The organism is Amycolatopsis sp. WGS_07, from assembly GCF_045278895.1.
In the GTDB taxonomy this organism is placed as follows: Bacteria; Actinomycetota; Actinomycetes; order Mycobacteriales; family Pseudonocardiaceae; genus Amycolatopsis.
The window spans coordinates 4,164,761-4,186,554 of record NZ_CP136053.1 but is presented as its reverse complement, the minus strand read 5'-3'; the positions used below and the strand labels follow the sequence as shown (position 1 = coordinate 4,186,554).

Below are 21,794 nucleotides of genomic sequence, written 5' to 3'. Positions count from 1 at the left end.
TGCGGAAGCCTGCCTGGGTCATTTGGGCTCGGAAGGCGGCGGTGTTTCGGTGCAGTGCCTCGCGGCGGGCGGGAGCGCTGCCGCAGCAGGTCCACAATTTCCTCGCAGTTCGGGTCGGACGGAGGCGGACGTCATGATCGGGGCCGGAACTGCTGGACTTCGTGGCGACGGCCGTCCCAGCCGGTTCGGCGGAGCCAGTCCTCGAAGGTCATCAGGGCGGGATGGAGGCGGCTCAACAGGTTTAGGTCGCGGTCGTGGGCGGCGAGGTCGTGTTGCTGGAAGAAGCCGAACATGCCCGCGTAGTCGTGGCCGACCTCGGGGATGGTTGTCCGGAGGGTGTCCAGCGGCAGGTCGGTGTAGCGGGCGGGAATGCCGGTTACGCGCTCGAAGGTCGCGGCGATTTCGGCGCCGGTGATGCTGTCCGCGGAGACGGCTAGGTCGCGTGCGCCCCAGGATTGCCAGTTTTCCAGCGCGTGCACGGCGAACCAGGCGATGTCGGCCAAGGCGATCATGGGGTAACGGCCGGAGCCGAGCGGCAGGGTGAACACCACGCCCTCGTCGCCGTCGGCGGGTGACAGGCGGGACTGGAGGTTTTCGAAGTACGGCGAGGTCACCAGGATCGAGACGTGCTCGGAGTACCAGCCGTCCGGTTCGTGCCGCATCATTTCTTCGGAGCGGTGGAGCTGGATGTGCGCGGCGACCGCGGCTTTGGCCTCGTAGTGCGGCGTGAGAACGCGCCCGGCGGTCAGCGTCGCGGTGCTGTCCAAAGAGGACCAGACGAACCGGTCGACGCCCTGTTTCCGTGCCGCTTCAAGGATGTTCGTGCCCTGGGTGAACTCGGCGAGCGGGCTTTTGGTGGAGAAGAAGTCGGTATTGCAGAACACTCGGGACACGTTGTTCAGCGCGGTCTCGATGCTTGCTGGGTCGCCAGCGTCGCCGAGGACGAGTCGCACGCGGTCCTGGGCCAGGGCTGCCGCGTGGGGTGCGTCCGGGTTGCGGGTGAGCACCGTCAGTTCGTCGTCGGTGTCGGCGAGGAGTTGTGCGACGACGCGGCTGCCCATCGCGCCCGTGCCGCCGATGACGAGGGTGCGGGTCATGACGCGAGCACCTGGTCGGCGAGTTCCCGATGGGTAGCGATCCAGACGTCGTCCCGGACGCGGGCGATCTGCTGGAGTACCTGTTCGAACTGGTCGGCGAACAGAGGCCGTCCCCCGACGTGGGCGTGGACGGTCAGGTTGAGGATGCCTGGTGTCGGCTGGCGGAGGAGATAGTGGAGCAGGTCGACGTGGACATCGCGGTACGCGCGCGGGCCCGCCAGCACGCCGCGGACGTCGGTGAAGTCGCTGTGCATGAGGTATGCCAGCGGGCCGGCGGAAGTGGTCGTGACGTAGGGCAGGTCCCGGTCGTTGTGGTCGCCGGACCAGCGGTAGCCGGCCGCGGCGAGCAGGTCGGGAGTGTTCCGGGACGCGGTGGCTCGCGGGCTGAGCCAGCCGACCGGACGGGAACCGGTGACCTGCCGCAGGATTTCGGTGCAGCGCATGAGATTCGCGCGTTCCTCGTCGAGGCCGAGCCGTCCGGGGATGATGTCCTGGGCGTACGAATGCGCCGCGATCTCGTGTCCGGCGGTGTGCGCGGCCAGTACCGGTTCAGGATGCCGCTCCGCGAGAAGACCGCTGACGCCGAACGTCGCGCGCATGTCGTGCCGGTCCAGCGCCTCGAGCAGCCGCCACACTCCGGTCGTCGCCCCGTATTCCGCCCACGACTCGAGCGCGACGCAGATCTTCACCGCTACCTTCTTGCCTTCTGGCCAAGCCGGCACAGATCCCGTGGGCATGCCGTCACGGTAGCCGCGGAAGAGCGGTTCATTTAGCCTCGACGAAGGAGAGGATCTATCCGCACCATGCATAAATCAGAGGTCACGCTCGACCGCATGCGCACGTTCGTCCGGGTCGCCGAAAGCGGAAGTTTCTCCGCCGTCGCCCGGGATCTCGGCGTCGGCCAGCCCACCGTCACGCGGCACGTGAGCGAACTGGAGGACGCGCTCGGGGTCGCCGTGTTCAGCCGCACCACCCGGAGTATCTCGCTGACCGAGGAGGGCCGCCGCTACTACGCCCGCGCCACCGAGATTCTCCGGCTGGTCGAACAGGCGGGCCAGGAGATCGAAGACGCCAGGACCGGAGCGTCCGGGAAGGTGCGGATTTCGTGTTCGGCTTTCTTCGGGGTCATGCATCTGAGCAGGCTGATCTTCGCTTTCCAGGACCGCTACCCGGACATCCGCGTCGACTTCGTCCTCACCGACGAACGCTCCGACCTGATCCGCGACGGGGTGGACATCGCCATCCAGATCGGGCCGCAGCCGGACAGCGAACTGCGCCTGCGTCCGCTCGGCGAAGCGCACCAGATCCTCGTCGCGGCACCTGCCTACCTCGCGCGGCGCGGGACGCCTCGGTCGCCGGAGGATCTCTCGGCGCACGATGTGATTCGCCGGACGAGCGTCGCCAAGAGCCATGAGCTGACGCTGATCGATGAGCAGGGAGCGGCGCGGGTCGCGACGTTTTCGCCTCGCCTTCGTGTCGATCACGGGCTGGCCGCTCGGGAGGCGCTGCTCGCTGGCCGCGGGGTGTCGCCGGTGCCTCGGTGGCTTGTTGACGATCTTCTTCGCGACGGGTCTCTGGAGGTGGTGCTTCCGGAGTACCGGTGTGCGCCGGTGCCATTGAACCTGCTGGTGGTGCCGGAGCGGGCGGAGATCGCCCGGGTTCGGCTGCTCCGGGATTTTCTCGTCGAGCAGATCACCGATGTTCCGGGGGTGGAGCCCCGTCCGTGAGCAGTTCGGCGAGCAGCGCCCGGACCCGCCGGTCGATCTCGTCCCGGATGGGACGGACCTGCTCGACCGGGAGGCCTGCCGGGTCGTCGAGCTGCCAGTCGAGGTAGCGCTTGCCGGGGAAGACCGGGCAGGCGTCGCCGCAGCCCATGGTGATCACGACGTCGGCGGAGCGGACCGCTTCGGCGGTCAAGGGCTGGGGAAACCGGCGGGACAGGTCGATGCCGAGTTCGGCCATGACCGCGACGGCCGCGGGGTTGATCGTTTCGGCTGGGGCGGATCCGGCGGAGCGGACGAGGACCCGGCCGCGCGCGTGGTGGTGCAGCAGCCCGGCCGCCATCTGCGAGCGTCCGGCGTTGTGGACGCAGACGAAAAGCACTTCGGGGACGGTCATGACGAGACCTCCGCAGGCGTAGTGGCGAAGCGGCGTCGAAGCGCGAGGGACACGTAGACCAGGGCGACGAGGACTGGCACTTCGATGAGCGGGCCGACCACTCCGGCGAGCGCTTGTCCGCTCGTAGCACCGAAAGTGGCGATCGCGACCGCGATGGCGAGTTCGAAGTTGTTGCCTGCGGCGGTAAACGCGAGCGTGGTGGTTCGTTCGTAGGACAGGCCGACTGCCTTGCCGAGTGCGTAGGAACCGGCCCACATGAGTCCGAAGTAGACCAGCAGCGGCAGGGCGATGCGGGCGACGTCGAGCGGGCGGCTGGTGATTTGGTCGCCTTGCAACGCGAACAGGACCACGATGGTGAACAGCAGCCCGTACAGCGCGACCGGGCCGACCTTCGGCAGGAACCGGGATTCGTACCAGGCGCGGCCCTTCGCGCGTTCGCCGAGCCGGCGGGACAGGTAGCCGGCGAGCAGCGGGATGCCCAGGAAGATCAGCACGCTTTTGGCGATCTGCCACGCGGAAACGCTCAGTCCGGCTTGCGGCAGGCCGAGCCAGCCGGGCAGCACGGCGAGGTAGAACCAGCCGAGGACGCCGAACATGACGACCTGGAACACCGAGTTCAGCGCGACCAGCACGGCGGCGGCTTCGCGGTCACCACAGGCCAGGTCGTTCCAGATGATCACCATCGCGATGCAGCGGGCGAGGCCGACGATGATCAGCCCGGTCCGGTACTCCGGCAGGTCGGGCAGCAGGAGCCAGGCGAGCGCGAACATCAGCGCCGGGCCGATCAGCCAGTTCAGCACCAGCGACGGCCACAGCAGCCGCCGGTCGGCCGTCACGGCGCCGAGCCGGTCGTAGCGGACTTTCGCCAGCACCGGGTACATCATCACGAGCAGCCCGAGCGCGATCGGCAGCGAGATCCCGTCGACCGAGACCGCGTTCAGCACCCCGCCGAGGCCGGGGATCCACCGTCCGGCCAGTAGCCCGAGGACCATCGCTACGGCGATCCACACCGGCAGGTATCGATCCAAAGTGGACAGCTTGCCGACCACCCCGGCTTGCGTCCCGGTCATGCGTCGCCCGGGACGAGCACGGCCGAGAGCCGGGCGAGCATCGCGGAGTGGACGCGGTAGTAGACCCAGGTGCCGCGCCGTTCCCCGGTGATCAAGCCGGATTCGCGCAGCACCTTCAGGTGATGGGAGATCGTCGGCCCGGTCAGGTCGAAGGCGCCGGTCAGGTCGCACACGCAGGCTTCTCCCCCGGCGTGGGACGCGATCAGCGACAGCAACCGCAGCCGCACCGGGTCGGACAGAGCTTTGAACAGCTTCGCCAGCTCCGCGGCATCGTCCGCCGTCAGCGGGTCACGCGCCAGCGGGGAACAGCACGCGCTGATCACCGCGTACAGGAGTTGCTTCGACATCTGTCTATCTTGACAGGCTTCTATCTAGACGGCAATGCTGCTTAGACAGTCATCTATTCAAGGAGGACCAGATGTCCCGCGTTCAGCTCGCCCTTCGGGTGGGAGACCTGGCTGGTTCGATCGCCTTCTACTCGAAGCTGTTCGGCGCCGAGCCCGCCAAGCTCCGGCCCGGTTACGCCAACTTCGCCATCGCGGAGCCCGCGCTCAAGCTCGTGCTTCTGGAAGGCGAACCCGGTCAGGACACGGTCCTGGACCACCTCGGAGTCGAGGTCGAGTCGACCGGCAGAAGTCAGTGAGGCCAGCCAGCGGCTGACCGGAGAAGGCCTGGAGACCCTGACCGAGGACAACACCACCTGCTGCTACGCCGTGCAGGACAAGGTGTGGGTGCACGGGCCCGGCCAGGAGGCCTGGGAGGTCTACACCGTCAAGGCGGACGCACCGGCGGATGGATCCGGCGAGGCCTGTTGCGCTTGACCCGGAGTTCGGCAGGGGCAAAGGACGGCGACGCGGGCTGATCCGGAGCGGGCACACCTCTTGCCACCAGCCGACCGGCGCCGTTATGTTAATGAGAAATCACTTCTTCCGAGACTGTCGACAGGGGGCGGCGAGCAGCCCCTGGCCGGTGATGGGATGGCAACGACGCCTACCAGAGAGGCAGACAAGTACATGGAGAATCTCAGCAGAAGGAAGGTGCTGACCCTCGGCGCGGCGTTGGGCATCGCGGGGATGGCCGGGACGACGGGCACCGCGTGGGCGTGGTCGGGCAAGGGATCCGTCGCCGGGAGCGGCACGGGGGCCGATCCGTTCCAGGTCTGGGACGACACGGCGGACGCGGTCGCCAAGGCGTTGCTGGCCGAAGGCAAAATGCCCGCGGTCAACACGGCCTGGCAGGGCTGGATCGACAACAACGCGCCGCTGCCCGCCGGCATGCCGGACTATCTGGTCGCGTATCTGCGGCAGGTCAACAAACTGCCGTCGTGGGCGGATCCGGCCAAGCTTGCCGCGTCGGAGAAGCTTTACACCCGGTTGAGCAGTTATCTGTTCGTCTCCGAGACGCTCGGCAGCGGGATCATGAGCACCGTCATTCCGCGTGAGGCGCGGGCGGTTTACTGGTCGGCCGGCGGCGCGGACATGAAGCAGCGCGCGGCCAAGACGTTCACCTTCGGCTACGACCTGCACAACTCGAAGGCTTGGGCACCGGACGGGCATTTCGTCGTCACCGCGAACAAGACACGGCTGGTGCACGCCGTGGTGCGGAATTTGCTGCCGACGTCGGCGAAATACCAGGACGGCGCGGATCAGCCGAAGCCGATCAGCAACGGGGACATCCTGCGGACGTTCCATTCGGTGGCGACGTTCGCGCGCAGCAACATGCTCAAGTGGCACATCGCGCTGTCGACGGCGGAGCAGGACGCGGATTTGCACGCCTGGCAGGTCGCGCTGTATCTGCTCGGGGTGCAGGAGCAGTTCATTCCGCGGACCTGGGCCGACGCGGAAGCTCAGGCGCAGCAAATGCTGTGGCCGGTGCTCGGGCCGACTGACGAAGGGGTCAGCCTGGCGAATACGTTGCTCGGATATATCGAGAAGCCGACGCTGGGACTCGATTCCGGGTTCGTCAACGAACTGACGCGGTATTTGCTCAATGATCAGATGGGCGATTGGCTCGGGCTCCCCCGCGATTACGCGCAGGCGGCGCTGGTTCGCCTTGAATGGCCTGCGTACGTCGCATTCCGCGAGGGCGCGACCAAGATCATGCCGGGCAGTTTCTACCTCTTCGATCAGTTCGTGCGCGGCATTTCGATGCTGTACCTGAACAACGGGACCTCGCCGACGCAGACGCCGATCACGCTCCCCACCGCGAACCGGCCGGGCGCTTAGCAAACCTGCCTCCGGGAACGGGATCGCGTTCCCGGAGGCGCGCTAGAACACGTCGCGCAGGGTTTCCAGGAGGCGGGCGATGTTCGCCTCGTCGCGGCGGTAGTAGGTCCACTTGCCCCGCCGGGTGGCGACGACCAGCCCGGCCTGCCGCAGCGTCGCGAGGTACTGCGAGGTGGTCGACTGCCCGAGTCCGGCGCGCTGCTGGATGTCGGTCACGCAGACGCCGATCTCGACGTCCTCGGGCTCCTGGCCGGGGAAGCTCATCGGATCCTTGAGCCACACCAGCATCTGCCTGCGGGTCGGGTTCGACAGGGCCCGGAACACCGCCAGCAGCTCCTCCTCCGAGAACACGGGGCGATCCTAACCCAGCACCTCATATTGACGATTCCCGATATATCGATCTATAGTCGCCGCATGCCGACTTCGATGCGTGTGGCGGAACTCGTCCGCTTCGGCGGCGCGGACACCGCGTTCGCCGCCCGGGAACTGCCCAGACCCGTCCCCGGACCCGGCCAGGTGCTGGTGCGCGTGCGAGCCACGTCCGTGAATCCGCTCGACCTGCAGACCCGGCGCGGCGACTACCGCGACCAGGTGGCGCTGCCCGCGGTGATCGGCAACGACGTGGCCGGCACGGTGGTCGAGACCGGGCCCGGGGCGGACGACTTCCAGCCGGGCGACGAGGTCTGGTACCTGGCGCCGGTGTTCGCCGGGCCGGGCACCTACGCCGAGTTCCACGTGGTCGACCAGGCGCTAGTCGCCCCGAAACCGGCCCGGTTGTCGCACGTCGAGGCCGCCGGGCTCGCGCTCGTGGGCGTGACGGCGTGGGAGGCGCTGGTCGAACGCGCCGGGGTCCGGGCCGGGGAACGGGTGCTGGTGCACGGCGGCGTGGGCGGAGTCGGCTCGATCGCCGTCCAGCTCGCCAGCGCGCTGGGGGCCGAGGTGGTGACCACCGCGCGGGCGCGGGACCACGAGTTCGTCACCGGCCTGGGCGCCGACGTCGCGATCGACTTCTCGGACGGCGACTACGTGCCGAAGGTCCGCGCGCTGGGCGGAGTGGACGTCGTGCTGGACACCGTCGGCGGGGACACTCTCTCGCGCAGCCCGCAGGTCCTCGCCGGCCGAGGCCGGGTGGTATCCATTGTGGACATTCCGGAACCGCAGAACCTGCTCGCGGCGTGGGGGGTCAACGCGACTTACCACTTCGTGTTCGTCAGCCCCGGCCGGGACAAACTCGCGTCTCTCGGGCGGCTGGTCGACCAGGGCAAGCTCCGGCCGGTCATCGGCGAGGTGCTGCCACTAGCCGACATCGCGCACGCGCACGCACTGCTGGAAGGCATCGGGGACCGCAGGCGTCCGCGCGGCAAGATCGCCATCACGCTGGACTAGCTAGCTTCCCAGCGCGTTCAGCAGCAAAGCGGTGACGGCGGCGCGGTGCTCGGGGGTGTCCTGCCACCGCAGCCGCCGTCCGGTTTCGACGACCGTGCCGAAGCCCGCGTGGACCAGCACGCGGGCTTGGTGCGGGTCGAGGTCCGGGCGGGCCAGGCGAAGTTGCTGTTCCCACACGGCGATGTGCTCGCGCTGGGCAAGGATCAGCGGACGTTGCAACGCGGCCGGAAGCCCGCCCAGTTCGGCGGCGGCGACGTTGGTCAGGGCGGTGTGCTCGAAGCTGTAGGCCACGTAGGTCGCGGCCAGCACGGGCAAGGCTTCCGCGCCGGTGGTGCCGTGGAGGTTTCGGTCTACCGCTTGCGACAGGAGCCCGGCGGCTTGCAGACAGGCCGCCGCGAGGATTTCGGCTTTGTTGGGGAAATGCCGGTAGAGCGCGGACGGCACCAGACCGACCGCTTCGGCGATCCGGGCGTTCGTGACGGTGGCGAATCCGTCTCGTTCGAACAGCGGGACGGCGGCGGCGAGGATTTGCGCGCGGCGGGTCCGGGGAACGGGCTGGGCGGGGAGTTCGACCGCGGGCACAGCGGCCGAGGCGGTCGCGGTGGCGAGGCGCAGGGCGGATTCGGTCAGCAGGGCTTCGGCGCGATGGTGGGCGATCGAGGTGCGGTGCATGGTGATGGAGCCGATCGCGCCGAGCGCGGCGACGGCACGGAGGTCCGCGTCCGGCGACGGCGGCACCGCTTCGGTGACCCGCGCGACGACGTGGGCGAATTTCGCGCTGAGCACGCGGCGGTCCGCTCGGTCGAGGTAGCGCGCCTCCCAGCGGTACAGGCCGCCGGACGCGCGGTGGGCGACCGTCACCCGGGCCAGCGGGCCGAGAACGTCCGCGGCGGACGCGTCCGGCGGCACCTCGTCGAGCGCGGCGACCAGGCGGTCCGCCATGACGTTGGCGCATTCGGTGAAGAGGGCGTACTTGTTGGGGAAATGCCGGTACAGCGCCGCCGCGGTGATCCCGACGGCGGCGGCGATCTCCTCCATGGACGCCGCGTGGTAGCCGCGTTCGCTGAACGCCCGGCCCGCCGCCTCGACGATGAGCTGCTTGCGGTTGCGCGGACGGGTCGCCGCAGCCGGCTCGGAGGTCACCGCGGACCCCGGGCACACGGATGCGGGAGCAAGGCCATGCCAGCCAGTCAATCACGAGACCGGCGGGTCTTCACGCGGGCGCCGCGCGGGTGGCACGTGGTCACCGCCACCGCCGGACCCAGGACAGGAGTTCCGGGTCCCGCAAGGACGAGACCACGACATCTGCCGGGAATTCACCGGCCAGCGTCGGGACGCCGACCGCGCGCACTCCGGCGGCGCGGGCGGAGCACAGGCCGGTCATCGAGTCCTCGAACGCGAGCGCCGACTCCGGGGCGACGCCTAGCCGGGCGCAGGACGTCAGATAGATCTCCGGAGCGGGCTTCGGCGCCGCGACCTCGTCGGCGGCCACGCTGATCGGGAACTCGAAGCCGCCTCGGGCCAGCGCGGCTTCCAGGAGTGCGCGCGGCGAGTTGCTGGCGACTGCGACCGGCACCGCGGCGGCGGCCAGTTCGACCAGTTCGCGGGCGCCGGGCATCGCTTCGGCCTTCGTGGACACCGCTTCGGTCACCATCGACAGCAGTTCGGCGGCGATCGCGGGGCCGGTTCCCGGTTCTCCGAACACCTCGGCCATGGTGTCGGCGGCCGCGGCGAGCGATTTGCCGATGACCAGGGCCTTCTGCTCCGGTCCGAACGGGAGGCCGCGGCGGGCGAACAGTTCGGTTTCGGCGACGGACCAGCAGGGCTCGGTGTCCATCAGCAGGCCGTCGCAGTCGAAGACGACCGCCTGTGGCGTCCAGTCGAAAAGCATCGGATCCCCCTCGCGGAAACGGACCCTCAGTCTGTCATCGGCCAGCGCCCTGTTCGAGGTTTCGGCGGATCCGGTCCCGGGCGGCGGAGTCTCCCGTGCCCAGGTCGGTACTGCGGATTTCGTGGCGGAGGCCGTTCGCCATGACGAAACGCGGGTGATGCAGGACCGCGAGCGACTCCGTGGGGTCCCCGTCCACCGCGATGACGTCGGCGCGGAAGCCGGGGGCCAGACGGCCCGAAGCTGTCAAACCGCACACTCGGGCGGCGACGGAGGTGGCGCTGGCGATGGCCTGCCGCGGTGTCATCCCGGCTTCGGCGAAGGTGTCGAGGCAGTCGGCGTAGCGTTCGAAGTGGACTAGCGGGATTCCGGCATCCGTTCCGGCGACTATGGTGGTGCCTAAGGAAATGAGTGCCCGGAGGTTGCCGATCACGGCGTCGCGTTCGTCCCAGGGGCACATGTAATCCGCGGCGGTGCAGGCGGTATTCATGGTCGGGCTGACGGCGATTCCGCGTGCGACGATCATCTCGGCGATGCGCCGGTCGAATTCGGTGCCAGTGCGGGTGACCCAGCCGCAATGTTCGATGCAGTCGACACCGGCGAGCACGGCTCGTTCGATGCCTTCGACGCCTAACGCGTGCGTGGTGACCGGCAAGGCGCGGGCGTGTGCCTCCGACACCAAAGCGGTCAGTTCGTCCACGGTGTAGCGCGCTTCGGCCGGATGGCTGCCAGGGGTCATGAAGCCGCCGGTGGTCATGACTTTGATCAGGTCGACGCCGTCCTCGGCGTGTTGTTTGACCATCGCGCGGACTCCGTGGATGCCGTCCGCGATGCCGCCCATGGACGCGGCGTGGCCGCCGGTGACGGTGATCGGCGCGTTCGCGGCGAGTATGCGCGGGGTGGCTTCCGGGGTGGCGGCGAGCAAATCCCGCACCCGGGTGCCGAGCGTGCCGGGGGCGCCGAGGTCGCGGGCGGTGGTGACGCCGGCGTCCAGCAGGCGTCGCGCGTTGGCGGTCATCCGACGGGTCAGGGCGTCGTGGTCGGCGGACATTTCCAGGGTGACCTCGCCGGAACCCGGGTCCTGGCAGAGGTGCACGTGACAGTCGATCAGCCCGGGCATCAGGGTGACGTCGCCGAGATCGGTCACGTCGCCGTCCGGGGCCGAACTCCGTGGTCCGGCATAGGTGATCGTGCCGTCCGAGACGGCTACGGCGGCGTCGTGGATCAGCGGCGCGGACGCGTCCGTCAGCAAGCGCGCGGCGGCGAGAACGGTCATGCCTGCCTCCGGTAGTCCGCGATCGCCGTGCAAAGGCGATCGATGTCGTCCGTGGTGTTGTAGCAGTGGAAGGAGATCCGGAGGTTCGCTCCGCGCGGGGCGGTGACGATCCGGCGGGCGGCCAGGAAGTCCGCCAGGGCAACGGGATCGGCGTCGACCAGCGCGACTTGCGGACCAGGGCGAGCGTCCGGGGCGGGTCCGTGCAGGGTCTCGCCGGAGTCGGTCAGTCGTTCGGTCGTTGACGCGACCAGGCGTTCGACGTGTGCCCAGGCGGCCGCGGGGTCGAGTTGGCTGAGCACCTCGATGCCCGCGCGGGCCGCGTAGGCGGCGGGGATTCCGGGGGTGCCGGATTCGAAGCGCCGGGCGTTGGCCGGGACGTCGAGGAGCGCGGGGTCAGAAGTCGAACGGGTCGACACGGCCGAACCAGCCGGTCATCCGCGGCGGCTGGTGGTCTGCGACGCCGGAGCGGGCGAATAGCACCGCGATGCCGGGCAGGCCCAGCAAATACTTGAGGGTTCCGGTGATCAGGTAGTCGCAGTCGAGCCGCGTGACATCGACGGGGACGACGCCGACGGCTTGGTAAGCATCGACCAGCACTCGGGCACCGACTGCTCGGGCGTGTTTGGCGATCTCGTTCACCGGTTGCAGGGAACCGTTGGTGTACAAGGCAAACGGGATCGAGACCAGCCGTGTCGACTCATCGATTTGGGCCCGGTACGCCTCGATCACGCCGAGCGACCGCATGGCGTCCTGGCGGACCCACCGTATCGGACGTTGTGCGTGCAGAACCTGCCCGACACTGGGAAATTCCGACTCCATCGACACAATCACGCCGCCGTCGTCGAAATCGACCGCGTTGACCGCCTGGAACGCGGCGTGCGACGCGGAGGGAACCAAAGCGATTTCGTCCGGCTGTGCGTGGAGGAAACCCGCCGCGGCCACCCGCAACCGCTCGACTTCGGCCATCCACGGACCCCACGGCGCGCCCTGGTCGCGCAGCGAATACGCCAGCTCCCCTAAAGCCGCGGTGACCTGCGTGGAAACCGCGCCCTGGCTGCACGAAGCCAGATGCGTGGTGTCGGCCAGACTGGGGAACTGGGCACGGAACCGGTCGGGATCCACGAGTCACCTCCGCGAGAGCTGCCGTCAGCCACAGTGAACAGCCAGCACCCTCACTGCGCAAGCCTCTCTTGCGCCTGCTCGATTGTCGTCATTGACTCAACACAATGGATCGCTCACACTGATGCGCATTCATCCAGGCTGAACACCGCGACGTGGGTAGCTGAGGAGCGATCATGACCCGACCGGTAAAACGCCGCTGGCACTGGCTTCTGCTCGCGGTCCCCTTCGCGTGGTGCGTCGCGGCGATTCCGCTGGTCAACCGGATCGAGTACGTCTTCGGCTCGGTCCCGTTCCTGCTCGTGTGGATGACCGCGGGCGTACTGGTCGGATCGGGCGCGATCGGGCTGGTCTACGCGATCGACCGGCGCCGCGGCGACCTGGACCGGGTGTGACGCGATGGCACTGGCACTCGCTCTGCTGATCGCGGTGGGCTCGATCGTCGGGGGCACCGTCGCCGCCGCGCGCGGGCGGACGATGAACCTGCAGGAATGGTCGGTCGGCGGACGCCGGTTCGGCACCTGGCTGTTCTGGTTCCTGCTGGTCGGCGAAACCTTCACCACGTTCGCGCTCCTGGGCGCCTCGCAAGGGGTGTTCAGCAACGGCGCGCCCGGGTTCTACGTCCTCGGCACGGTCGTGCTGACCGCCGCGGTCGGCTATTGGGTGGTGCCGAAAATCTGGCGCGCGGGCAAGCAGCACGGCCTGGTCACCATGGCCGACTACTTCACCACCCGGTTCGAGGCCCGCTGGTTCGGCGGGCTGGTCGCCGTGTTCGGCATCGTCGCGCTGCTGCTCTACGCCCAGGTCCAGCTGACCGGGCTGAGCCTGATCCTGGCGAGCCTGTTCGGCAGCGAGGTCCCGTCGCTGGCCTACGTCGTCGCCGGCGGGGTGCTGGTCGCGGGATTCGTGCTGGTCGGCGGGATGCGCAGCGCGGCGTTCACCGCGATCGTCAAGGACGTGCTGCTGATCGCGATCCTGCTCGTGGTCGCGATCGGCGCGGCGGACGCGGCCGGGGTCAGCGGTCCGCTCGGCGTTTTCGACGCGATGAAACAGGCGCATCCGAGCGGTGCGACGCTGCCCGGGCTGCACGGTTCCACCGCCACGAACACCTGGTGGTGGATGAGCTTCCTGCTGCTCACTCCGCTGGGCTCGTTCGCGCTGCCGCACATGTTCCAGGTGTCCTACAGCGCGAAGGACGTCGCGACGATCCGCCGCAATCAGGTGATCCAGCCGCTGTATTCGCTGTTCTACGTCCTGATCGTGATGATCGCGCTGGCCGCGGTGCTCGCGCTGCCGAAGCTGACCGACAAGCAGGCCAACGCTTCGCTGCTGATTTTCGTCCGCGAGAAATATCCGGAGTGGGTCATCGGTCTGCTCGGCGGCGCGGGCATTCTCGTCGCGCTCGTGCCGACCGCGGTGCTCGTGCTCGCCGCCAGCAGTCTGTTCACCCGCAATGTCCTTGGCGCGCGGTCGAAGAAATGGGCCTCGTCGTTGACCGCGATGCGCGTGGGCGTTCTCGTTTTCACTGCGCTTTCCGTACTTCTTGTCGCGCACAGCAACGAAAAACTGCTGAGCATCATGACGAACGTGTACAGCGCCGTCGGACAGCTGGCCCCCGCGCTGTTCCTTTCGATGCTGTGGCGGCGGGTCACCGCGCCAGGACTCGCGGCCGGCGCGCTGTGCGGCGGGCTGATCGTCGGCGTGCCCGCGCTCGGCTCGCTCGCCGCGCACACCATGCCGCCCGGGACCGTGGTCGGGCTGCCCGCGCTCGTCGTCAACCTGATCGTGACGGTGGCGGTCAGCCTGGTGACCCGGCCGCCCTCGAAAGCGGCGGTGGAGATCGGGACCGGGGACCGCCCAGCGGGACCCGCTGAGGCCGGTGACCTGCGCCGGAGCGCCGTTCGATGATAATGATCGGGTGACCGTGACGAGGATCCGCGAGTTCCGCACCCTGCGCGGGCTGACCGTGCGCCAGCTCGCCGACCAGGCGGGAGTGTCGACCGGGTTGATCAGCCAGGTCGAACGGGGCGTCACCGACCCCAGCCTGGAAACCATGCGGCGCATCGCCGAGGTGCTGGACATCCCGCTGTTCAGCCTGTTCCAGGAGCCGGAGGAGGAGACCGTCGCGGTGATCCGGCACGACGACCGGTACCGGATCTCCTCGCCGCACCACGCGATCACCTACACCCGCGCCTCGCCGGGCGGCGCGAAGCTCGAGGTGCTCGAAGGCGTGCTCGAACCCGGCGGCGCCTCGTCCGACGAACCGCGCTCGCATCCGTCCGAGGAATGCGTGGTGGTCATCGCCGGACGGCTGACCGTGCAGGTCGGCGAGCAGACGCACGTGCTCAAAACCGGCGACAGCTGCCACTTCGATTCGGCGATCCCGCACCGCTTCCGCAACGACGGCCGGACCGTCGCCCGGTTCCTCGTGAGCGTCACTCCGCCGAGTTACTGATACTTCCGTCGGAGGTATCCGGCGCGAAATTGGTCTAGACTTTTCGTTCCGAACCCGGCGAAAGGGACGGAACTGATGCGAGGGACGACGGTGCCCCCGGGAATGTGCTCCCGACCGGTCAAGACCGGGGAACTTCCGCTGCATCGGCTGGAGGTTCCCGCGCCAGACGCGGTGCCGTTCGCGGTCGGCTCCTTCGACGCGGTGGGGCCGTTGTCGCGGGCGGAATTCCCGCATCGGCACACCTTCTACGAAATCGTGCTCGTCACCGGCGGAACCGGCGCGCACGTCGTCGACCTGACGCGCTGGGAACTGAGCCCGCCGCACCTCGGCGTGGTCACCCCCGGCCAGGTGCACCACTGGGAGGCGAGCGCGCTCACCGGATCGGTCGTGCTGTTCACCGACGATTTCCTGTTCGACCACCCGTCGGACCGGGAAACCCTGCGGCGGCTGCGCGAACGGCCGTGGCTGCGCCTCGACGGGCCCGCGCACGACCGGACCGCGCGGCTGATCGCCGAACTCGAGGAGGAATTCCGGCGCGGCGGCGAGGACGGCGAATCGGTGCTGCGCGCGCTTTTGCACGTGCTCATCGTGCGCGCCGGACGGCTTCCCGGCATCCCGCAGGCCCCGCCGCCCGCCCGTGCCCGCGCGGTGGCGGCGGAATTCGCGCAACAGGCCGAAAAATCCGAACTGGGACTGTGGTCGGTGCGCGCGCACGCCGAACGGCTCGGCGTCACTCCGGGCTACCTCACCGAGGCGGTCAAGGCGGCAACCGGGCGTACCGCGGCGGAATTGGTGCGCGAAGCGCGAACCCAGGAGGCGAAACGGTTCCTGCTGCGGACGAACCTGTCCGTGCGGCAGGTGGCCAGCCGCGTCGGATTCGCCGATCCAGCCTACTTTTGTCGGTTCTTTCGGCGCGAAACCGGGCTGAGCCCCGGCGGATTCCGCCGCACCGGCGACGCCGCCCCGAAGATTCACCACGACTGCATGACTCCGTCCATCGCTGCGGGCTGATCACTTCTCCTAACGTCGAGGGGAATCCCGAGCCCCCACCGAGGAGCAGGCATGGACGAAGAAAGAAAGTTCAGCCGCAAGACAGTGCTGAAGGCCGCACTGGCCGCCGGAGTCGCGGCTCCGGTCGCCCTCGTCGGCGGCCCCGCGCTCGCCCGCACGAGTTTCGCGGGCGGGCAGCGGGTCGAGCCGACCCCGTACTGCCACGACGGCGACGAACCGACGATCGACCAGACCGAGGGCCCGTACTTCACGCCGGGTTCGCCCGAGCGCAGCGTGCTCGTGGACGGGAACACCCCGGGCACGCGGCTGACCGTGAGCGGGTACGTCTTCGGGCTGGCCTGCCAGCCGATCGCCCGCGCGCTGCTGGACTTCTGGCAGGCGGACGACAACGGCGCGTACGACAACGTCGGCTACGACTTCCGCGGCCACCAGTACACGAACGACCTCGGCGAGTTCAAGCTGACCACGATCGTGCCCGGGCTCTACCCCGGCCGGACGCGGCACATCCACGTCAAGGTGCAGGCTCCGGGCCAGCGGATCCTGACGACCCAGCTGTACTTCCCGGGCGAACCGCGCAACAACACCGACACGATTTTCGACCCGCGGCTGCTCATGACGGTCCGCGACGTCCCGAACAACGCGAAGGAGGCCGCGTTCGACTTCGTGCTGAACGTCCGGCAGACGCCGACGACCGGGCCGACCACCCAGCCGACGTCGCCGACCACCCAACCGGGCGGGTCCTGGGCGGTGGGCAAGGCCTACACCGCCGGCACGCGCGTCACGTTCAACGGGGTCAGCTATGTGTGCCTGCAAGGCCACACTGCCCAGCAGGGCTGGGAACCGCCGAACGCTCCAGCGTTGTGGCAGAAGGGCTGATCCCCTCCTAACGAGAACGGCGGGCTCCCCCGGGCCCGCCGTTTCTCGGTTTTCCGGGAAGCCCGGCCCGGGTTGTCGAGTTACGGTCGACGCGTTCGTCTTCCACTACGACAATGCCCGAACGGCACTCGGAGGACACATGCTGTACCTGCTGGTGATCTACAACTGCGACCGCCCGGAACCCGACGACCTGGCCTTCCCCGACGCGCTGGCCAGGGTGAACGCCTTCGCGGACGAATGCCGCCGGCGCGGGGTGTTCGTGGCCGCTCATCCGCTGCGGGGCGAGCACACCGCGACCACCGTCAGCGTCCGCGAGGGGAAGACGCTGATCACCGACGGGCCGTTCCTGGAGACCCACGAGCATCTCGGCGGCGTGTACGTCCTCGACTGCCGCGATCTCGACGAGGCGCTCGAACTCGCCGCGCTGTGCCCGATGGCCGCGGTCGGCACCGTCGAGGTGCGCCCGGTCGCCGGGGTGCCGGGGCTCGCGCACCAGGCATGACCTCGCTGCTGCGGGAGACCTACCGCGCGCACCGGGCCCGGATGCTCGCGGCGCTGGTCCGCGTCCTCGGCGATTTCGAACTCGCCGAGGACGCGCTGCAGGACGCGTGCGCGCTCGCCCTGCGCACCTGGGGCGACGAGCCGCCGGACGACCCCGTGGCGTGGCTGCTGACCGCCGCCCGCAACAGCGCGATCGACCGGCTCCGGCGCGCCCGGCGCGGGCAGGAGAAGCTCGCCCAGCTCGAGCAACCCGCTACGAGCGCGGAGCCCTCCGAGGAACGCCTGCTCGCGATCGGCGACGAACGGCTCAGCCTCGTCTTCACCTGCTGCCATCCCGCGCTCGCCGAGGAGGCGCGCGTGGCGTTGACGCTGCAGGCGGTGGCCGGGCTGACCGCGGGGCAGATCGCGCGGACGTTCCTGGTCAGCGAGGCGACCCTGGCGCAGCGGCTGGTGCGGGCCAAACGCAAGATCCGCGACGCCGGGATCAGTCTCGCCGTGCCGGCCGATCATCTGCTTTCCGAGCGGCTGTCCGGGGTGCTGGCGGTGCTGTACTTGATCTTCACTCAAGGCTACACCTCGCCGGAGCATCGGGAGCTGCAGCAGGAAGCGATCCGGCTGGCGAAGCTCGTGGCGACCCTGATGCCGGACGAACCCGAGGCGATCGGCCTGCTTGCCCTGCTGCTCGTGCACGATTCGCGCACTGCCGCCCGGTACACGCCGGGCGGCGACGTCGTGTTGCTCGAAGACCAGGACCGAAGTCGTTGGGACCACACGGAAATCGCCGAAGCAGTCGGGTTGCTGGACCGGGCGCTGCGGTTCGGCGCGCCCGGGCCGTATCAGCTGCAAGCCGCGATCGCGGTCCAGCACGTGCAGGCCCACACCGACTGGGCGGCGATCGCCGGGCTGTATCAGCGGTTGCACGAACTGACTCCGTCGCCGGTGATCGCGTTGAACCACGCTGTCGCGGTCGCGATGGCCGAGGGCCCGGCGGAAGGCTTAGCGCTCATCGACGGGATCGAAGGTCTTGACCGGTACCACCTGCTGCACGCCGCGCGCGCGGATCTGCTGCGCCGCCTCGGCTGTCCCGCGGACGCGATCGCCGCGTACCGGCGGGCGCACGAACTCGCTGTCAACCCGGCCGACCGGCGGTTCCTCGCGGGCCGCCTGGCCACTTTGGAGTCCTCATGAGACTGTCCATTCTCGACAACGGACATCGCCTGCGGGCCAAGCTGTTCCTGTCGATCACGTCGAAACAATCGCCGGACATCGTGAAGATGCTGCTGTACCGGCCCGGTTTCCTCACCCGGCCGCTGCTGGACCTCACCGTTCCGGCGATGCGCGGGCCGTCGTACTGGACGGCCGGGGAACGCGAATTCCTCGCCATGTCAACGGCGTTACTGCACGAGTGCCCGTTCTGCGTCGACTCGCACGCGGAGCTGACCCGGATCGCCGGGAACGGCGAGATCGATCCGGCCCGGGCCGAGTCGGTGCGTCCCGAAGTGCGCACTATCCGAGCGTTCCTGGAGACCGTCACGCTGCACCCGGACCAGATCGTGCTGCCGGATCTTCCGCCGTCGGCGATTCGCGAGGCGCTGCGGGTGAACCTGGTGTGGAACGTCGTGAACCGGCTCGCGAACGCGTTCGGCTTCGTGCTCCGCGGCGGACAGCTGGAGAGCGGAACCAGGGCGCTGCACCGGTTCGGGTACCGGTTCCCCGGTTTTCTGCTCGCCGACGGTCCGGCGGGCCCGCACGAGGATCCGGTGGAAAACATGCGGTATTCCGTGTTCACCGCGCCCGCGGTGACCGATCCGGCGCTTCGCGGGGCGGCGGCGAGCGGGGACGGTCTGCCCGCGCCGTTGCAGCCGTTCGCGGCGAAGGTGCGTGACGCGTCGTACCGGCTCACGGATGCCGATTTCGCTGAGCTGGCAACGAAATACCGGGAAGACGAGGTCTACGAGATCACCGTCGCCGCGGCGGTGGGTGCCGCGTTGCGCAGTTACGACGCTGGACTGCGGAAGCTCGACGCATAACGCGAACCGACGGCCGGGGTGGGTCACCCGGCCGCCGGTTCCAGCTTCCGCTCAGGGGCGGTAGATCTCCTTGACGACGTCGATGTTGTCGTTCTTGTCGACGTGGATCTCGGCGTGCAGCGGGCTCGAGCTGTTCAGCTTCTCCATCAGCGCCTGCTCCGTGCACGGGTTCGTGCCGCGGCCCTGCGGGTCGAGGGCGACCTCGTCGCCCGGGCACAGCTCGGCCGCGCCGAACACCTTGGCGGCCTGGCTCACCGGCAGGCGGTAGGTCTTGGGGTCGGCCGGCACGAAGTGGCCGTTGTCCGCGCCGCCCGGCTGCCAGGTGATCAGCTGGAACTGGGCCATGGCGACGGAGTGGTCGAAGCCGGTGAACTGCACGGTCTGCGTCGTGTTCGGGAAGCGGCGCGTCGGGGCGCTCGGCTGCTGGCCCTTGCCCGCGGTCGGCGCGGTCTTGATCATGAACTCGGTGCCGCCGTCCTTGCCGCAGTTCACGACCCCCTGGGTGAATTCCTCTTCCGCGCCCAATGCGCAGTCCCAGTGCCCGTCAATGCCGAGCACACGCTTTCCGGGGCCTTCGCCCTGGGTCGGCGCCAATTCGTAGTACTTCGTCATGACATTGAATGCTTCGGTGCAGCCCGGAATGCTTCCGTTCGCGCTTTGCACCGCGATCAGGTCCATTTGCGGGCCGACCTGTCCGCCGTGTTCACTGCAGTTGACGTCACCATTCGACGTGGCTGCGGTGCCTGCCGAACCGCCCTGCGGGGCCTGCTTGACCGCGGCCGCGTCGGAAATGTTCTTCGACGCGGAACCATTTCCGTCGACATTGTTTCCGCCGCACGCGGAAAGCAACGCGGTCGCGGCGACCGCACCGCCGGCCATGACCAGCTTCATCGACTTCAGCGCGGTGAATCCCATTGTGTGCTCCCCGTGTCTTTTGGCGAATCTCTACCCCCAAAGACGTGAGGCACCGAATGGCGTTGCGCGGAAGTTCCGCGAAGGGCGATAGTTGCCCCAACGTCGCCCCGGCGGGGTCCGCGCGGGCACGACCTCGGCCGGTCACGCAACCCTCAGCGCGCGACGCCGAACGCCGCCAGCCACACGTGCGTCAGCGTCGCCGCCGCCTCGTCCAGCGAGCTTTCGGCGAGAAACGCCTGGTAGAAGACGCGTTCGGTCATCCAGACCAGCGCGGCGGCGACCCGCGCCGCGGTTTCCGGCGGAACTCCGGCCCGCTCGGCGACGCCGCCCATGGTGTCGGCGAGCGCGACCACCGCCGACCGCCACGCCTGGTCGATCACCGGAACCGACGGCGACAGTTCGACCGCCGTGCGCATCACCGTGCCGTGCTCACGCCACATCTGGGCGGTCCGCTCGATCCCCTTCCGCACGACGTCCGCGGGAAGCCCGCCGTCGTCCACCGCGTCGACCTCGGTGCGCAACGCGGTCACCGTGCGCTCGACCAGCGCGGCGAGCACCTCGTTCTTGGACCCGAAGTAGAAGTAGAGCGCGCCCCGGGTGATCCCGGCCTCCTGCGCGATCGTCGCCACCGTCATCGCGTCCGCGCCCGCGGTGTCCAGCTGCCGCTCCGCCGCGTCGAGAATCGCGCGTTCGCGCAGGTCTCCCTTCGTCGGCGCACTCCGGCGGCGGCTCCTCGTGCCGCGCTGCTCCTCTTCCACCCGCCCGTTTTATCACATGCCGACTATTTTTGACGCAGTGCAGATTTTTCTCAACGCGGTGTAGAGTCGGGTACATGACCAAGCTCTTCCTGATCACCGGCGCCAGCTCCGGCCTCGGCCGCGCTTTCGCCGAGGCCGCGCTCCGGGCAGGCCACACCGTCGTCGGCACCGTCCGCAAGCAGGCCGACGCCGAGGCGTTCGAGCAGCTTCAGCCGGGGAAATCTCTCGCGCGCATCCTGGATGTCACCGATGACGACGCGGTGTTCCGCACGGTCGACGAGATCGAGGCCGAGGTGGGCCCGATCGACGTCGCCATCGCCAACGCCGGGTACGGGCACGAGGGCGTCTTCGAAGAGTCGACGATGGCGGAGCTGCGCGCGCAGTTCGAGGTGAACGTGTTCGGCGTCGTCGCGACGGTGAAGGCCGTGCTGCCGCATATGCGGCGACGGCGGCGCGGGCACATCCTCGGCGTCACGTCGATGGCCGGGCTGATCACCGTGCCGGGCACGTCGTTTTACCAAGGCAGCAAGTACGCCGTGGAGGGCATCCTGGAAACGGTCGGCAAGGAGGTCGCGCCGTTCGGCGTGCACGTCACCGCGATCGCGCCGGGCTCGTTCCGCACCGACTGGGCTGGCCGGTCGATGGTCCGCACCGAACGTTCGGAACCGGACTACGACCAGGTGATGAACCCGATCCGCGAACACCGCCTCGCCGCGAGCGGCAACCAGCTCGGCGACCCGCGGAAGGCCGCGGAGGCCGTGCTGCACATCCTCGACGTCCCGAACCCGCCCGCGCATCTGGTCCTCGGCTCGGACGCGCTGCGGCTGATCGCGAACGGGCGCGCGGCGGTCGACAAGGAGATCGCGGAATGGGCCGAGCTGAGCCGGTCGACCGACTTTCCGGACGGGGCCCAGCTGCCCGGCTGAGCCGGCCGCCCAACCGCCCCCTGAGGGAATCAGAGTCCGTGAAGGTGCCCTTCACGGACAATCAACCTCACTCCCGCAGCCCACCGGCCCGGCAAGAGAGCCGCACCGACCCTGGTCAGCCACCGCTGAGGGCCGTGCGCCGG

Annotated in this window: 25 protein-coding genes and 1 pseudogene; 13 read left to right on the top strand and 13 right to left on the bottom strand. The window is 69.0% G+C overall.

The genetic code is table 11. The features are described 5' to 3' along the window. Positions 1-131 precede the first annotated feature (131 nt). Both RPX00_RS20010 and RPX00_RS20005 read right to left on the bottom strand, forming a co-directional pair. The gene (locus tag RPX00_RS20010) at positions 132-1,097 is read right to left on the bottom strand and encodes an NmrA/HSCARG family protein (protein WP_406641370.1); all 966 of its coding nucleotides are present in this window, start codon (positions 1,095-1,097) and stop codon (positions 132-134) included. Further along, the gene (locus RPX00_RS20005; RefSeq protein ID WP_406641368.1) at positions 1,094-1,834 is read right to left on the bottom strand and encodes a polysaccharide deacetylase family protein; all 741 of its coding nucleotides are present in this window, start codon (positions 1,832-1,834) and stop codon (positions 1,094-1,096) included. The genes RPX00_RS20010 and RPX00_RS20005 overlap by 4 nt, the downstream gene beginning before the upstream one ends. Positions 1,835-1,930: 96 nt before the next feature. On the opposite strand from RPX00_RS20005, the gene RPX00_RS20000 reads away from it, so the two are divergent. Further along, positions 1,931-2,824, top strand: coding sequence for a LysR family transcriptional regulator (locus RPX00_RS20000; protein ID WP_406641366.1), 894 nt, complete (start codon positions 1,931-1,933; stop codon positions 2,822-2,824). On the opposite strand, the gene RPX00_RS19995 is transcribed toward RPX00_RS20000, so the two are convergent. Genes RPX00_RS19995 through RPX00_RS19985 form a run of 3 tightly spaced genes read right to left on the bottom strand, consistent with a single transcriptional unit; the run spans position 2,790 to position 4,632 of the window. Then, on the bottom strand, positions 2,790-3,215 hold the full coding sequence (locus RPX00_RS19995; protein WP_406641365.1) for an arsenate reductase ArsC: 426 nt from the start codon (positions 3,213-3,215) through the stop codon (positions 2,790-2,792). The genes RPX00_RS20000 and RPX00_RS19995 overlap by 35 nt on opposite strands. Continuing rightward, positions 3,212-4,285 (bottom strand): ACR3 family arsenite efflux transporter, encoded by a 1,074-nt coding sequence (gene arsB, locus RPX00_RS19990; RefSeq protein ID WP_406641363.1) that lies wholly within the window; start codon positions 4,283-4,285, stop codon positions 3,212-3,214. The genes RPX00_RS19995 and arsB overlap by 4 nt, the downstream gene beginning before the upstream one ends. Continuing rightward, positions 4,282-4,632 carry an ArsR/SmtB family transcription factor gene (locus RPX00_RS19985; RefSeq protein WP_406641361.1) on the bottom strand — a complete coding sequence of 117 codons (351 nt, stop codon included), beginning with the start codon at positions 4,630-4,632 and terminating at the stop codon, positions 4,282-4,284. Before RPX00_RS19985 ends, arsB begins: the two co-directional genes overlap by 4 nt. 71 nt (positions 4,633-4,703) lie before the next feature. Between RPX00_RS19985 and RPX00_RS19980 the strand changes: the two are divergent. Both RPX00_RS19980 and RPX00_RS19975 read left to right on the top strand, forming a co-directional pair. Then, a pseudogene (locus RPX00_RS19980) lies at positions 4,704-5,106 on the top strand (ArsI/CadI family heavy metal resistance metalloenzyme). 192 nt (positions 5,107-5,298) lie between these two features. Next, complete coding sequence (locus tag RPX00_RS19975; RefSeq protein WP_406641359.1) at positions 5,299-6,510, top strand: oxygenase MpaB family protein; 1,212 nt, start codon at positions 5,299-5,301, stop codon at positions 6,508-6,510. A gap of 42 nt (positions 6,511-6,552) precedes the next feature. On the opposite strand, the gene RPX00_RS19970 is transcribed toward RPX00_RS19975, so the two are convergent. Continuing rightward, positions 6,553-6,861 carry an ArsR/SmtB family transcription factor gene (locus tag RPX00_RS19970; RefSeq protein ID WP_406641358.1) on the bottom strand — a complete coding sequence of 103 codons (309 nt, stop codon included), beginning with the start codon at positions 6,859-6,861 and terminating at the stop codon, positions 6,553-6,555. A 63-nt stretch (positions 6,862-6,924) separates the two neighbouring features. On the opposite strand from RPX00_RS19970, the gene RPX00_RS19965 reads away from it, so the two are divergent. After that, positions 6,925-7,896: a zinc-binding dehydrogenase gene (locus tag RPX00_RS19965; RefSeq protein ID WP_406641356.1), complete on the top strand. Its 972-nt coding sequence runs from the start codon at positions 6,925-6,927 to the stop codon at positions 7,894-7,896. Here RPX00_RS19965 and RPX00_RS19960 read toward each other — a convergent pair whose 3' ends face one another. The 5 genes from RPX00_RS19960 to RPX00_RS19940 all read right to left on the bottom strand — a co-directional run bounded on the left by RPX00_RS19960 (position 7,897) and on the right by RPX00_RS19940 (position 12,182). Further along, positions 7,897-9,039, bottom strand: coding sequence for a TetR/AcrR family transcriptional regulator (locus RPX00_RS19960; RefSeq protein ID WP_406641355.1), 1,143 nt, complete (start codon positions 9,037-9,039; stop codon positions 7,897-7,899). A 100-nt stretch (positions 9,040-9,139) separates the two neighbouring features. After that, the gene (locus RPX00_RS19955; RefSeq protein WP_406641353.1) at positions 9,140-9,787 is read right to left on the bottom strand and encodes an HAD family hydrolase; all 648 of its coding nucleotides are present in this window, start codon (positions 9,785-9,787) and stop codon (positions 9,140-9,142) included. A 34-nt stretch (positions 9,788-9,821) separates the two neighbouring features. After that, entirely contained in the window at positions 9,822-11,060 is a 1,239-nt protein-coding gene (locus RPX00_RS19950; protein WP_406641352.1) for an amidohydrolase family protein, read from the bottom strand. Next, complete coding sequence (locus RPX00_RS19945) at positions 11,057-11,476, bottom strand: aminotransferase class V-fold PLP-dependent enzyme (protein ID WP_406641350.1); 420 nt, start codon at positions 11,474-11,476, stop codon at positions 11,057-11,059. The genes RPX00_RS19950 and RPX00_RS19945 overlap by 4 nt, the downstream gene beginning before the upstream one ends. Next, on the bottom strand, positions 11,454-12,182 hold the full coding sequence (locus RPX00_RS19940) for an aminotransferase class V-fold PLP-dependent enzyme (RefSeq protein ID WP_406641348.1): 729 nt from the start codon (positions 12,180-12,182) through the stop codon (positions 11,454-11,456). Before RPX00_RS19940 ends, RPX00_RS19945 begins: the two co-directional genes overlap by 23 nt. 173 nt (positions 12,183-12,355) lie before the next feature. On the opposite strand from RPX00_RS19940, the gene RPX00_RS19935 reads away from it, so the two are divergent. From RPX00_RS19935 to RPX00_RS19900, 8 genes are all read left to right on the top strand, one after another. Continuing rightward, positions 12,356-12,574 (top strand): DUF3311 domain-containing protein, encoded by a 219-nt coding sequence (locus RPX00_RS19935; RefSeq protein WP_406641346.1) that lies wholly within the window; start codon positions 12,356-12,358, stop codon positions 12,572-12,574. A 4-nt stretch (positions 12,575-12,578) separates the two neighbouring features. Then, the gene (locus RPX00_RS19930; RefSeq protein ID WP_406641344.1) at positions 12,579-14,087 is read left to right on the top strand and encodes a sodium:solute symporter; all 1,509 of its coding nucleotides are present in this window, start codon (positions 12,579-12,581) and stop codon (positions 14,085-14,087) included. A 10-nt stretch (positions 14,088-14,097) separates the two neighbouring features. Beyond that, complete coding sequence (locus tag RPX00_RS19925) at positions 14,098-14,634, top strand: helix-turn-helix domain-containing protein (protein WP_406641342.1); 537 nt, start codon at positions 14,098-14,100, stop codon at positions 14,632-14,634. A 75-nt stretch (positions 14,635-14,709) separates the two neighbouring features. Continuing rightward, the gene (locus RPX00_RS19920) at positions 14,710-15,645 is read left to right on the top strand and encodes an AraC family transcriptional regulator (RefSeq protein ID WP_406641340.1); all 936 of its coding nucleotides are present in this window, start codon (positions 14,710-14,712) and stop codon (positions 15,643-15,645) included. A 51-nt stretch (positions 15,646-15,696) separates the two neighbouring features. Then, a complete protein-coding gene (locus RPX00_RS19915) occupies positions 15,697-16,521 on the top strand; it encodes a carbohydrate-binding protein (protein ID WP_406641339.1) in 825 nt (274 codons plus the stop codon). Positions 16,522-16,660: 139 nt separating this feature from the next. Next, the gene (locus RPX00_RS19910) at positions 16,661-17,023 is read left to right on the top strand and encodes a YciI family protein (RefSeq protein ID WP_406641337.1); all 363 of its coding nucleotides are present in this window, start codon (positions 16,661-16,663) and stop codon (positions 17,021-17,023) included. Next, the gene (locus RPX00_RS19905) at positions 17,020-18,210 is read left to right on the top strand and encodes an RNA polymerase sigma factor (protein ID WP_406641336.1); all 1,191 of its coding nucleotides are present in this window, start codon (positions 17,020-17,022) and stop codon (positions 18,208-18,210) included. Before RPX00_RS19910 ends, RPX00_RS19905 begins: the two co-directional genes overlap by 4 nt. Continuing rightward, a complete protein-coding gene (locus RPX00_RS19900; protein ID WP_406641335.1) occupies positions 18,207-19,052 on the top strand; it encodes a hypothetical protein in 846 nt (281 codons plus the stop codon). Before RPX00_RS19905 ends, RPX00_RS19900 begins: the two co-directional genes overlap by 4 nt. Before the next feature lie 51 nt (positions 19,053-19,103). Here RPX00_RS19900 and RPX00_RS19895 read toward each other — a convergent pair whose 3' ends face one another. Then, entirely contained in the window at positions 19,104-19,967 is an 864-nt protein-coding gene (locus RPX00_RS19895) for a hypothetical protein (protein ID WP_406641333.1), read from the bottom strand. A gap of 152 nt (positions 19,968-20,119) precedes the next feature. Continuing rightward, on the bottom strand, positions 20,120-20,725 hold the full coding sequence (locus RPX00_RS19890; RefSeq protein WP_406641331.1) for a TetR/AcrR family transcriptional regulator: 606 nt from the start codon (positions 20,723-20,725) through the stop codon (positions 20,120-20,122). Positions 20,726-20,799: 74 nt separating this feature from the next. On the opposite strand from RPX00_RS19890, the gene RPX00_RS19885 reads away from it, so the two are divergent. Continuing rightward, positions 20,800-21,651 (top strand): oxidoreductase, encoded by an 852-nt coding sequence (locus RPX00_RS19885; RefSeq protein ID WP_406641330.1) that lies wholly within the window; start codon positions 20,800-20,802, stop codon positions 21,649-21,651. Positions 21,652-21,794 lie beyond the last annotated feature (143 nt).